The 13882-nt window shown below is 47.5% G+C and carries 11 protein-coding genes; 10 read left to right on the top strand and 1 reads right to left on the bottom strand.

From position 1 onward, the window contains the following. Positions 1-95: 95 nt before the first annotated feature. Complete coding sequence (locus AM231_RS22005; RefSeq protein WP_054404523.1) at positions 96-542, bottom strand: Hsp20/alpha crystallin family protein; 447 nt, start codon at positions 540-542, stop codon at positions 96-98. On the opposite strand from AM231_RS22005, the gene AM231_RS29705 reads away from it, so the two are divergent. The 10 genes from AM231_RS29705 to AM231_RS21955 all read left to right on the top strand — a co-directional run bounded on the left by AM231_RS29705 (position 524) and on the right by AM231_RS21955 (position 13739). Further along, on the top strand, positions 524-700 hold the full coding sequence (locus AM231_RS29705) for a hypothetical protein (RefSeq protein WP_207383683.1): 177 nt from the start codon (positions 524-526) through the stop codon (positions 698-700). The genes AM231_RS22005 and AM231_RS29705 overlap by 19 nt on opposite strands. Before the next feature lie 240 nt (positions 701-940). After that, positions 941-1894: a helix-turn-helix domain-containing protein gene (locus AM231_RS22000; protein ID WP_054404522.1), complete on the top strand. Its 954-nt coding sequence runs from the start codon at positions 941-943 to the stop codon at positions 1892-1894. A 931-nt stretch (positions 1895-2825) separates the two neighbouring features. Continuing rightward, entirely contained in the window at positions 2826-3707 is an 882-nt protein-coding gene (locus tag AM231_RS21990) for an ABC transporter permease (protein ID WP_053494013.1), read from the top strand. 43 nt (positions 3708-3750) lie between these two features. Continuing rightward, entirely contained in the window at positions 3751-4629 is an 879-nt protein-coding gene (locus tag AM231_RS21985; RefSeq protein WP_054404520.1) for a carbohydrate ABC transporter permease, read from the top strand. Between the two features lie 63 nt (positions 4630-4692). Beyond that, entirely contained in the window at positions 4693-6294 is a 1602-nt protein-coding gene (locus tag AM231_RS21980; protein WP_242615272.1) for an extracellular solute-binding protein, read from the top strand. 87 nt (positions 6295-6381) lie between these two features. Beyond that, positions 6382-8073 carry a polysaccharide deacetylase family protein gene (locus AM231_RS21975; protein WP_054404519.1) on the top strand — a complete coding sequence of 564 codons (1692 nt, stop codon included), beginning with the start codon at positions 6382-6384 and terminating at the stop codon, positions 8071-8073. A gap of 27 nt (positions 8074-8100) precedes the next feature. Next, positions 8101-9339, top strand: coding sequence for a DegT/DnrJ/EryC1/StrS family aminotransferase (locus AM231_RS21970; RefSeq protein WP_341271629.1), 1239 nt, complete (start codon positions 8101-8103; stop codon positions 9337-9339). A gap of 28 nt (positions 9340-9367) precedes the next feature. Beyond that, positions 9368-11209 carry a hypothetical protein gene (locus AM231_RS21965; protein ID WP_054404518.1) on the top strand — a complete coding sequence of 614 codons (1842 nt, stop codon included), beginning with the start codon at positions 9368-9370 and terminating at the stop codon, positions 11207-11209. A gap of 7 nt (positions 11210-11216) precedes the next feature. Next, positions 11217-12260, top strand: a complete 1044-nt coding sequence (locus AM231_RS21960) for an alpha/beta hydrolase family protein (protein WP_054404517.1) — start codon at positions 11217-11219, stop codon at positions 12258-12260. Positions 12261-12317: 57 nt separating this feature from the next. Beyond that, entirely contained in the window at positions 12318-13739 is a 1422-nt protein-coding gene (locus tag AM231_RS21955) for an extracellular solute-binding protein (protein WP_054404516.1), read from the top strand. Positions 13740-13882: the final 143 nt, after the last annotated feature.

Raw genomic sequence — 13882 nt, 5'->3', positions numbered from 1 at the left:
AAAAAATGCACCCCTAGAATTTCATCGGATAAACCAGGGGTTTAATCCAATGTCTATTCTAAGGGGTGCACTTCAGATCGGAGGGTGTGTTTATATTAGTTATCATCCCGTATTTGGATGCGTTTCTTACCGGTATCAGGCTGCTTTGGGATTTCAAGCTTGAGGATCCCGTCCTTCAGCGAAGCGGTGATTTGGTCTTCCGCTATGTTCTGCACATGAAATTTACGTACATACTCGCCATAATGGCGTTCCTTCCGGACGATATGCTGGTCTGTATCCTCCACATTGCTCGATTCCTTACGCACGGCCTTGATCGTTAAGTAAGGGCCTTCGTAGCTGATTTCGATGTAGTCTTTTTGAAAACCAGGCAGCTCTGCTTCAACGAGGTATGCACTCTCTGTCTCCTTCACATCCGTCTTAAAAGACATCATTGAGCTCTTGAACGGCGCAAACAGATCCTCATTAAATGTATCTTGGAAGGTTCTCATCAGCTGTCCAAAGGCATCCTCTCTTCGCTTCCCGAATGGCATCAATTCAAACATCATACATTCCCCTTTCTTATTTGACCTTTTTTGACCTTACGCATTTATTATATGCCTTGCACCCGCAAATGCCAAAAGCGATTCCGAAGGAAATACTGGAAAAAAGACGGATTTCACGCTGTTTTTCAAAAGAAAATGTGATGGATCTTTTAGTTTGATCTTTTCTGACTTTAATTCTGTTTGTCTTCCATTTATACTGCGATATCGATATTTAGTGGGCAAAAAATGACTAGGGGCATGTGAATTTCCTGTGTTATTAAGGGGGAATATTTATAATAAATGATTGGCGAAAAGAGGGTTATTTGTATATATTGTCAAATTATTCTATAGTGCATTTTTCCGATTCCTGATTATTGCATTTTAATATTATTTCAAATTTACTTGTGGGGTGATTTCACTTGGAACTAACTACCACGATTAGGACTACCCTTAAAAATTATCTGAGTGAGAAAGATATATCTATTACTCACTTCGCTCAGCTTTCGGGTATCAATTCCGGCTCACTCAGCCGGATAGTGCACAATGACAAGCCTATGTCCATACGTCAGCTGAAACTTATAACAGCAGCCATGAACCTAGCTGAAGATCACTTCTTTAGTCAGTACGTTGAAGAATGTCTTTCTTCCTCTGCCCTGACTTGGCGGCGGCTTAGACCGTTCATAATTATTTGTGCTGAGTTAAATAGATTGGATTGTATCGATCGTTTGGTAGGCCATTTGCTAGATAACCTCTCCTATATATCTTATCTTTTTGAAGTTGCCGAGGAACTCTTCGTTCAACGCAAGTTTTTAGCTGCTCGAATTCTCTTTAAGGCTGTTAGTGAAAGTGAAAAATATCAACATTCTGAGAGATTAGCTCTTTGCCAATATAGACTTTTTGTCATTGCACTCAGCGATGATTTGGACAGCAATTTAAAGGCGGCCACCATTTTTCAATCCCATGTCCATCATCTTGATATCTCACATCGTTTAGATGCCTTGTATAAACTTGCCCATGTTTATGGTTCACTTGAGCTTTGGAACGAAGTTGAAAGCATCGCTCAAGAATTACACCGAATTGCCACTATACAATATCAATTGGAGTATCCGCTTGGATCCGAACAACAACTTTCCAAGTTTCCTGCTTATTTTTATATACTTTACTCTTATCTAACGAGATCAGTAGTATATGAAGAGCAGGCCCAATACGATAAGGCTTTATTTTATGTTGATTGTTATGAAGATACGAGTTGGATTAAAGTGAGTACAGATGAATCTCAAGCAATTATCCTAAAATTCAAAGATTGGGCAGTGGAAACAGGCTCCTATACCGTTTATTATCCGGAGAGATTGATGTACTCGAAGACTACGTAGATTATATTTCTGTAAGAGAGCAGGATATTCCTACGGGTTTGTTCCGAATTGTTCAAGTAGCCAACCATAACGAAATCAACATAGATCATATCCTCGATCGATTCTCAGATCATATTCCATATCGGCCACCAATTGACTATAATAATCCCATTCGAATGGAACAGCACGCACGATTGCTTATTCAATTGGGGATCTATTATATGAGAAACAACCGGGATGGCGGGATTGATTATGTTTTACAAGCATTAGAAATATGTATCTTAATTAAAAGCAATAACAACATTATCAGATGCATGTCTTTGTTCTCTTACTACAATCATAAAAACAATATGCTGCGATGAGGCCAATCGTAACAACAGTTACTTATCTAATACATGCGAGCTATTAAAAACATAAAATTTCCCTTCAGGAGATTTTATGTTTTTATATTTTTATAAACTGATAGGTTTTCAAAGAGAAAAGGGATGACGTCTTTCTACGAAAGTTAATGCCAAACGACGATGCTTTCGCTTCCTTTATCGGTCTCATGATCTATGTCCGGCCTCAAGCCTTACCATCATTGCTTTTGTCTTCTTCCATTTGTATCATGTTCCCAGACACTTTCCATCCCCACTTAATTCTCATCAGCTTTACTTTCCAAGATAGAAATCAAAGAAAAGTGTAGGCAGTCATAATTCTTCAACTTCATCTACCTACTGCAAAAATCAAGCATACTATCGTTCTAAAGGCATACATGTATATCACATGTATATATGGCCACATGGCATTGACTCCAAGTAATGTTTCATGACATTCATGTATTTAGAAAGCGATTATCACAAAAAATTAATGTTAGAGTTATTGACACATTTCAGTTTTTAATATAATTTTATATACAGGTAAAATACAGGTATAAAGAGGTGGGGCTATTGTGGGAAAATTGCTAACAAGAATGAATCGTGAGAAGTATATCTATTTATTGCTTCTTCCAGGTGTACTGTATTTCATTATATACCGCTATGTGCCAATGGCCGGACTGGTTATCGCATTTAAAGATTTTAATCCCTTCACGGGATTTTGGAATAGCGATTGGGTTGGTATTAAGCATTTTACCCGCATGTTTGAGAGCAGCGAAGTCATTCAGGTGCTGGTCAACACCATCCAAATTTCACTACTCCAGATATTCGTGGCCTTCCCTGTCTCTATTATATTGGCGTTAATGCTGAACGAGCTTCGCCATGCCACGCTTAAGCGTTTCATCCAATCCTTGATCTACCTGCCCCACTTTCTGTCATGGGTCGTTGTCGTCGGTATCTTCGTCGTATTTCTTCGTGGTGAAGGGTTAGTAAACTCCGTCTTGGCAAACTTCGGTTTGGAAGCGATTCCATTCCTTACGGATCCGGCCTACTTTAAGCCCATCATTATTCTCCAGGTGATCTGGAAGGAAGCCGGCTGGGGCACCATCATATTTTTGGCAGCGCTCGCAGGCGTGAACCCTTCTCTTTATGAGGCCGCTGTCATTGATGGAGCTAATCGCTGGAGACAGCTTTGGCATGTCACGTTGCCGGCCATTCGCGGCGTCATTATTATTCTGTTCATTCTTCGGCTCGGCAGCGTTCTGGACACTGGCTTTGAGCAAATCTTCTTGATGCTGAACCCATTCAATATGGATTCAGGCAATGTCCTTGATACGTATGTCTACTTCAAAGGTATCCAGCAAGGCAATATTGGATTTGCTACCGCTGTCGGCATGTTCAAAGGCGTGATCGGTCTTGTGCTGGTGCTTTCAGCCAATCGTTTGGCGAAGCGGTTTGGCGAAGATGGATTATACTGATGCTTCTAACGACTCCTGATTAGGAAGAAGGCGATTGTAACTTATGTTGAAACGTACACTAGGCGAACGAGCGATAGACGGACTGAATATTGCCATTTTAATCATTATTGCATGTCTCATGCTGCTGCCGTTCATTCACATCCTCTCGGTATCTTTCTCGTCGCTACAGGATGTCCTTCAGAAAGACTTCATCCTGTGGCCTACGAACTGGGCTAGCGATGCTTATCTAGCTATCTTTGCTTCTGATTCTTTCATTCGCTCCATCTTCGTTACCATCTATATCACCGTGGTCGGAACGGCTGTAAGTCTGATTCTCACGGCCACGATGGCTTATGGATTAACGCGGAAAGTTCTGGGTCAGCGTGTCATTCTGCTGATGGTTATCTTCACCATCCTGTTCAACGCAGGTATGATTCCGATTTATCTTGTTGTGAAGGAAACCGGCCTAATGAACACCCTGTGGGCATTAATCATTCCAAGTGCCATCAGCTCCTTCAACCTCATCGTCATTCGGCAATTCTTCCTTAGCATACCAAATGAATTGTCCGAAGCCGCATTGATCGATGGGGCAAGCGAGATTCGTACTTTCTGGTCGATTATCATTCCGCTCTCGAAACCCGCATTAGCCACATTCGGCTTATTCTACGCTGTGGGACATTGGAACAAATATTTTGAAGGGATCCTCTATCTCAACGATGCGGCAAAATGGCCCATCCAGGTCGTTCTAAGGCAGATCGTCATTATGAATGAGGCTACCTCTACCCTGGGCTCTGACGTTATGGCGCAGCTAGAAAACCAGCCGCCGCCTGTAACGATTCAGATGGCAGCAATCCTTGTAGCTACGTTGCCGATTCTGCTGGTGTATCCATTCCTGCAAAAACATTTTGCCAAGGGGGTGATGATCGGCTCTGTGAAGGGGTAATATGCCGGGAATTCCGGAATGCAGCTATACGATTGGCAACTCATAATGGAGGGGATCAGCTCAATGAATATCCGAAAATCAATGATGCTATGGGTAGTATTGATTCTTATGTTCACAGCAGCTTGTTCAAACAGCAATGGTACGGCCACACCGAAGGAAGGCGTGGACAGCGGCACCAATCAACCATCAGATGCAAAGAAACCGGAAGAAACCTACAAAATTACGGGGGCGACTTACATATTCGGCAATCCGCCTCCGAAAGACGGGCGAGGCCAAAAAATGTTGAACGAAAAGTTCAATGTCGATTATTTTGCTGAAAAAATACCAAATGACAACTTCGTAGAGAAGATAACAGCGATGGTTGCCGGCGGTAGCATGCCTGATCAAATCAGCTTCCGTTCCACCAATATGGATTTATTCAATCGCTGGGCCGAACAAAATGCCTTCTTCCCGCTAAACGACTACATCGAGGAATTTGATTATTTGAAGGCGATACCTGATGAGCTGTGGCTACCCTTCACCGTTAACGGTAAAATCTACGGAATTCCGACCTGGTCACCGGTCGAATCCCAATCGTTCATGGTACGCAAGGATTGGCTCGACAATTTGGGTCTTCCTGTACCTACAAGTTACGAAGAGCTGAAGAAAGTCGCCATTGCGTTCACGAAGGATGATCCGGACCAGAATAACAAGCAAGATACGTACGGTCTTGCCATTGGCCAGGATATCAATCCGACCTTCGCCATGGGCCCTTACTGGCAGCATGACACCTGGTATCACCAGGATGCAGAAGGTAATTACATTCCAGGCCTGATCTCCGAAGGAAGAAAAGAGCTCATATCGTTCTTCCATGACTTATACAAGGAAAAGGCGTTGACCAGTGACTTCGCCGTTGTGAACTGGGCAGATACGAACAACGAATTTTATTCCGGAAAAGCAGGCGTATTCTTAATAGCTCCACGCGGCATGTCCCAGGATTACATGGAAGCTCTGCTTGCCATCGATCCGAAGGCCGAATTCGTTGTACTGGAGCCGTTTGCTGCACCTGATGGCTCCCAAGGCTTCACAGCTGGTGCCGGTTTCTCCAGATTCCTCACGCTTAACGCCAAACTGGCCAATCAGCCGGACAAAGTGCGTAAAATGCTGGAGATCCATGAGTTCTCGCGTCAATATTATCAAGCATCGAAAGTGACTCCGGATAATAAGGACTTCGACTGGTTCTATGGCAATGAAGGCGTGGGCTACAATCTGGACGAGAATAATGTACGCGTTCCTATTAATGATCCGGCCAGCGGCACAGAGCCATTCCTGTATTTCATTGATAGCACAGCCTGGATTGGTCCAGAAGACGATGCGGAGTACCCTCATGCCTATTCTGAACCGAAGCTGATCGATGCAACACAGCAGCTTGTTGATATTAACAAGAAGTATAAGCTTTATTATCCGCCGCATGTAGGCATCATCTCAGCGAAAGAGACCGAGGTCGGTGCTGAATTGACGCAGCTGCTGATGAATGAGCAGACCAAAATGATTACGGGCAATCGTCCGGTTTCCGATTGGGATGCGATGGTCCAGGAATATATGAGCCGCGGAGGCGCGAAGATTATCGAGGAATACAACGCAGAAATTAAAGCTCGCGGCTATACCGAGCGTCTGTGGAAATAACTTTATTGGTTTAATTGATACCATGTTGGGCTTCACGAAGGCCCAACATCTTTTTTCTCATTACTTCATTTAAAGGTTGTGACAACGATGCCAATGGCTCGAATAGGCGTATGGCTGGATCAAAAAGCCGTAAATCATAGACACCGATATGGCGTCAACGTTTTTCAGCGATATATCTATGAAATCCTGGACCAGGCAGGATTAACTTATCAGCGTTTGGATCGGGCGGAGCTTATCCATCCGGACAACGTCGACATCGTCATTGCAGCCGTAGTGAGCGAACGTTCAGAAGATATGGAAGCCCTGTGGTCTTTCATGATGCAAGGCGGGATTGTCATCTCTTATGCCGGTATGGGACCGCTCGCTGCCAGACTGGGCTTCCGGCCGTCCAGAGAGGAAGCCGTCAGCTATGCCGATCTTCAATCCGCGTGGTATAACGACGTACCTATCCGCTGCTTCGATGCTCATCCATGGGAATGGGCTGATGATGCCCCAGATTTTGACTGCACGCATCACGGATCACTCCGCCAGAACCGCCCGGAAGGGGCGGAATGCGGCACGCTGCTGCACAGCTTCCAGGTAGGGCAAGGCCGGCTGGAGCGTTGGTCGGTCGATATCCCGGCTACCATCGTCAGACTCCAGCAAGGTAAAACTCCCATCGTAACGGATGGCCTGCCCGCTCCGGACGGTACCGCTTCAGTTGATGATTGGATATTAAAAGCGGACGATGACATTCAGCAGGACTGGGAATATGACCGGACCAAAACAGAGACAGGGATGGATTACTTCGCCCACCCTTACGCTGATCTCTGGAGGCAGGCTCTCACCGGGCATCTATTACATGCTGCAGCCGGGCATGGCTTGACGCTTCCCTTCGTGGATTATTGGCCCAGCGGAGTTCAGCACGTAGCCATGATCTCGCATGACAGCGACCTGAACCTTGACGAAGCAGCCGAGATTACGCTGCAGGTCCTGCGGGAGCAGAATGTACAAAGCACCTGGTGCATGATAGAGCCGGGATATTCTCCCCATCTGTACGATCAAATCAAAGCGGATGGTCATGAGCTTGCACTTCATTATAATGCACTTGAAATGGACGGTGGCTTCTGGTCGGAGGATGAGTTTGTACGGCAGTTGAACTGGTTCAAGTCTGCTACCGGCTCTACCAATGTCACTTCCAATAAGAATCATTACACCCGCTTTGAGGGCTGGGGAGAACTCTTCGACTGGTGCGAGAAATATGATATCGCCTCTGACCAATCCCGGGGCCCAAGCAAAAAAGGGAATATCGGCTTTGTATTCGGAACCTGCCACCCTTATTTCCCAATCGCATGGTCCGATCAGCAAAACCGGATGTACCCGGTTCTGGAAGTTGGCTTTCTGACACAGGACCTGGATCATCACGCACTCGCGGACCGAAGCGTTATTCGTCCATTTTTGGAAAGGGTCCAGCAGGTAGGCGGGGTGGCGCATTTCCTGTTCCATCAAACACATATTTTGCAGCAGCCTAAAGTGAGGGAAGCAATTGTTGCGGTCATTGAAGAAGCCAGAAATGCCGGCTTTGAATTCTGGACCGGCAGCCAGATCAATGAATGGGTACGTGCGAAGCGTCAAATTTGGATAGAAGGTATTGATTCCTACGGGGAACCCGTCGTTAACAATCCAGGGCAAGCCAGAGCGGCCGTCGTTTGGACTCCTCTGCTATCCGACGAATCGAGCGAGGCCGGAGAAGTGCATATTCAATATGGCATTCGATGCAAAAAAACGATACTGGCATGATGATATTTTAGCGGGGTGAATCAATCCATGAATCAGATGCATAAGCTCGCCATACATGGCGGCGATCAAACCAAAAAAACGCCCTTTGGCACAGGCAAGCGATTTGGACTGGAAGAGGCAAAGGAATTGCTTGAGGCGCTGGAACAAAACACGCTGTTCTATCACTTCGGTCATAAAGTAAAGAAGTTTCTGTCCGATTTCAATGATATGTACCAAGTCCCTTACAGTGTAGCCACATCATCAGGAACGGCCGCGCTCCATGTAGCCCTCGGTGCTGCGGGCATCACAGTAGGCGACGAAGTCATCACAAGTCCCATTACGGATCAAGGTACCGTCATCGGCATCCTGTATCAGAATGCGATTCCTGTATTCGCCGATCTGGAGCCTCATTCGTACAATCTGGATCCGGCTTCCATTGAATCACGTTTAACGCCAAGAACCAAAGCAATTCTGGTCGTTCATCTGGCAGGCAACCCTTGCGATATGGATCCCATTATGGAGATCGCCAGAAAGCATAAGCTGAAGGTTATTGAGGATTGTGCCCAAGCTTACTTGACGAAATATAAAGGCAGACTGGTCGGCACGATCGGTGATTACGGATGCTTCAGTACGAATGACTTCAAGCATATCTCGACCGGGGATGGCGGCATCGTCACCGTGAATTCCGGTCTGGAAGAGGACTACCATCGTACCCACGCCTTCTCTGATAAGAACTACCGCCGTATGGGGACCGACGTGGGGCGAATGCCGGAGAGTCTGGCACCAAACTATCGCATGACCGAACTCCAGGGTGCTGTCGGCATAGCTCAGCTGCGAAAGCTGGAGTGGATATGCGAGCAACGAAGCCGGATCGGTATGACGCTGGACGCTGGGCTGCAAGACCTGCCCTCCCTGTCTATTATGAAAATACCCGAAGCGAGCACCTGTACCTATTGGTTCTATATGTTCCGTCTCATTTTGGACAATTTGACGTGCAGCCGGGAGGAATTCTGCGCTGCGTTGAGCGCCGAAGGTATCACAAACAGAATGGGCTATATTCCCGATGTCATCTATATGCAGCCCATGTTCCAGCAGAAACATGCCTATCCCGGCAGTACATTCCCGTTTGAACTCTCTGATGTACACTATCAGCGGGGCGACTGTCCTCATGCAGAAGCCATTCTGCAGACGGCTGTGCAAGTGCCCCTGAGCGAATTCTACACCCATCAGGATGTCCTGGACATCGTTGCGGCCATTCGCAAGGTTGCTCTATACTATCAAAAATAAATGGCATGAAAAATGGGAGGAAACCACGATGAGTTTTTCGGATTTGGGCATACCGGTCGATGCCGTTGAGTCCAGAACTGCGGCTGTCTGCACCAACGATTCAGGAGAGAGCCGAGTCGTTATTGCAGCCAAAGGCTTCTTGATCGTTGTTGATCCAGCAACCGGCGATTGCCGACAAGTGAATTTTCCGAATCGGGACGTCGAATACCCCTACGATACGTTCAGCAGCAAGGATGGCATGTTCTATATGGGAGCGGGCGTCATGTTCTATGCGTTTGACCCGTTTCGGCTTGAGTTCATGGATGCCCTGCGGGTCGGAGACCAGGATGAGCTGTGCGGATTCAGTTATGCCGAGAATGAACAGGGCCATATATATATGGCTTCATATCCGCAATGCCGTCTCTGCTGCTACCGTAAATCCGAGCGTGATATCTCCCCCTTGGGCTCTGTGGATATTGAACAGAAGTATCCTTTCCATATGGCGGTTGACAGCCATGGCTGGGTCTATATTGGAACGGGAACATCCAAAAAGAATATCATCGCCTATGATACCAGCAGTGGGGAGAAACACTCCCTGCTGCCGGATCATCTGCGGACGACCGGCGTGGGCCTGGTAAGACAAGGATACGATGATCAGCGGGATATTCGCGAACAGGAATATCTTGCTTACGCCCAAATCGGCAGCGATTGGGTCCGCCTTGAACGCGGAGAAATCATCGAAAATATACCAGGGGAACAGGCCCCCGGTTCATGGTATAGCGGTGAGAGCTTCGGAAAATTGCATCGTCAGCTCCCAGGGAACTGGCAGGTAGTCCGGCACAGCCTGTCGGAACGCGTGCTGATCCTTCAGCATCGTCTGACAGGGCAGCTTACGTCGATTCCCCTATCCTATAACTCGGAAGGTGCATCGCTCTCGCCCCTCTTCCTCGGGCCGGATCGGAATATTTACGGGACGTCAAACCACCCCTTGCACTTCTACTTATATGAACCCGATCAAACAAGATTACATAACTGGGGCCCTCATATTATCGAGAATGGCGCCGGCGGCAATCTGGCTGCTTATGCAGCCCAAGGCAATTGGATTGCCGGAGCCGCTTATCCAGGTGGGGGTCTTCATCTCTACGATATTTCGAAGCCCATTCATATCGATCAATCAACAGGAGAACTGCGCAACCCGATCTGCGTAACGGAACGTCCCATCGATATTCATCGGCCCCGATGTGCCATCGCGCTAAGCGGAGGCGAACATATCGCTTACGGCGGTTTTCCGGGCTACGGAAGGGTAGGCGGGGGTTTATGCATCTATCATCTTCCTTCGGGTGAGGACACGCTCATTCCCCATACGAAACTCATTCCAAATCAAAGCACCATGGCCTTGGCCGAGACGATAGATGGGCATCTGGTGGGAGGTACAAGCATTGAAACTCCAGGAGGCGCGAATCCGATAAGCAAGGCGGCCTGTATCTACAAACTGGACTGGCGAACTCGTACCCTGCTGAACAGCTGGCAGCCCCGGGCGGATATTTGCGAATATTCCTTGCTCCTTGTGGACTCCAGAGACTGGATTCATGCGCTAACATCCAGTTCGGAATACATCGTCTTTGATCCAAAGACCGAATCGCTTATCCACCAGGAAAGCCTCCTGGAATGGGGGGCGATCGTGCGACAAGGCTGGGAACTGGATGAAGCCGATGGCTGCATTTACGGGGTACTCAGCAAAGCCGTATTCCGCATCCCCCTTGACACCCTGATCCCTGAGCGGATAGCGACTCCGCCAGCTCCGATTACTTCAGGCTTTGTCAAGCGGGACCGTACGTTGTATTTTGCAATCTCCACGCATCTGTGGAGTTATTCCTTATCAGAGAGGTGAATGATGAATGGCTTATCCATTATCGCGGTTAACAGAAGCAGACTTTCCCGGTTTACTGGAAGATGTCGCAGACCACCAGGATTGGGTGTTGAAACGGGACCGGATCGCATCAGTATGGCAGCGATATATCGGATGGATACCTGATCCCATCCCTTGCCGATACGAGATTCACTCCGAAGACCAAGAGGCAGATCACACTCGCATTCATCTAACCTATGCAACAGGTTACGGCGATCATGTAACAGCTTATTTGCTCATTCCAAGCCATCCGGCAGCCTCGGAGGATGGCAACAAGCGTTATCCCGCCATGCTGGCACTGCACCCAACCGATCCGCACGGAAAGGATGACATTGCAACGAGTGCCGGGCGGGCAGGCCGCAGGTATGCACTGGAGCTTGTCACCAGAGGATATGTCGTTCTCGCTCCGGATACGATTACAGCCGGAGAGCGTATTTATGAAGGGACGGAGCCTTTCCAGACTGCCCCGTTCTATGCGGCTCATCCGTCATCTACTGCCGTCGGCAAGATGATACATGATCATCAACAAGGCATCTCGCTGCTGCAATCGCTCCCCTATGTAGATCCTGATCGGATCGGTGCTATCGGTCATTCGCTGGGCGGTTATAACGCCTACTTCCTCGCAGCCGTAGATGACCGGATTAAAGCTGTCGTATCGAGCTGCGGATTCTGCCCTTTCATGCAGGACTCTACTCCAGAGCGCTGGGGACAGCGGGAATGGTTCTCACATATACCAAAGCTGACGGATGATTTGAACGATGGCTTTGTTCCGTTTGAATTCCATGAAATTATGGCTCTCATGGCACCAAGGCCGCTCTTTAACTGGTTCGCACAGAATGACGCCATCTTCCCGAATTGGCAGGCTGCATCGTATGCCTCCCTGGATATTTACGGCTTGTATCAATGGCTGGGCTATGAAGAGCAATATACATCCTTAATGGGTAATGAAGGTCATAACTTCCCGGATCCGATTCGCAATATAAGCTATCAGTTTCTGGATCGTTGGTTGAAAGTGGAATCTAGTATAAAATAGAAATACGCTAGTATATAATAGAAAGAAGCTGATATAACCTTATAGGAGCGGATTGTTGTGTTAAGTAGAAGAGATGATTTCACGAAACGGTATCAAAAATTCAAAGATGACCTCCGCGGTGAAATACTAAGCGGGAGCATTAAACCAGATGAATTTATACTACCTGAGAATACATTGAGCGAACAATATCAGCTTAGTCGCGTGTCCATACGTAAAGTGCTTGCCGAGCTTGTTGAGGAAGGTCTCATAGAGAAAATATCGGGCAAAGGAAACCGGGTTCTCGCTCCGATTAACGGTCTTGCCGTCAGAGAAACGATTAAGCTTGCGTGGTTTTCGACTTCATATGAAATCGATATCGTACGCGAGATTGTCGATCGATATCAAGCGTCGCAGCCCTTTGCCAATGTTGAGCTTACGATTATACCGGAATCCGGCTATATGGAGACCATCGTCCACATGATTGAGAGCGGTGAGGGACCGGACCTGTTCATGGTGTCTGATAGTCAGTTCCGTCACTTGCTGGACCTGAAGAAGGCTCATCTAGTCGAGCCGTATATCTCGCCGGAGCTGCAGCCCGAAGCTGACAGCTACCCGAAGATTTACGAATTATTTCAATTGGCAGGAGAATCGATCATCACGCCTTTCCTGTTCTCGCCCGTCGTCATATGCTACAACGAGAGTTTGTTTGACCAAGCAGGGATCAGCAGAGAGCACACCATTCATAATTGGAACGCGTTGGTCCAGACCGCGAAGAAACTCACGGCCGATCTGGACGAAGATGAACGAATCGATCACTATGGCTTTTGCTTCTCCTCCTCCCCCCATCGCTGGCCGGTGTTCATGCTGCAAAATGAGGGGAGTTTGGCGTCATCTAATCGAACCTGCAATCTAGACAATGCCAACACGATCGAGGCTTTGCAATTTTGCCTGGACTTAATGTATAAAGAAAAGGTTTCCCCCATCTATTCGCATGGCAGCGAGTACTTGGCGGAATCATTATTTGTAAAAGAACGGGTAGCCATGATCCTGAGTACGTACTACTTCATGAATGAATTCCGCGGAAGCTCGCTGCGCTGGAATGTCCGCCCTGTTCCGAAGGAGAAATCCGAAGGAACACTTCTGCTTGGCGGGGGACTGGCAATCAACAAGAACAGCCAGCGGCTGAAGCTGACTCAGAGCTTCATTGATTATATGGTCGGAGCAGAAGCGCAGTCGCTGCTCAAAAAGCTGGGATGCACCATTCCGGCACGCCGGGAAATTGCGGAGGACGATTCCTTGCTGGACCCGCAGATCCATCCCAAGGATTACAATATCTTCAAGGATATTTTGCCTTATGCAAAAACGCTCCTGGAGCTGAATTTGTCGGACAGCGAGCTCAATCTGCTGCGGGATGAAATGCAGCTGATGTGGATGAATATGGAGGGTCCTCAAGATGCTTGCAGCCGCATCGAAGATCTCATTAATCAGAATCGAGAATAAGCTGGAAGCATCGCTAATTCCCGCTGCAATTGTTACGATAATATGCATATAAACCGCCTTCTGTACTGGTCAAGACCCCATTTAATAGACATTGAAAAAAGACCCTAGGCTATAAACTGCTTCCGGAACTCTACCGGAGGCAG

This window comes from Paenibacillus solani (genome assembly GCF_001277345.1).
Lineage (GTDB): Bacteria > Bacillota > Bacilli > Paenibacillales > Paenibacillaceae > Paenibacillus_AQ > Paenibacillus_AQ solani.
This window is presented reverse-complemented; position numbering and strand designations above follow the sequence as displayed.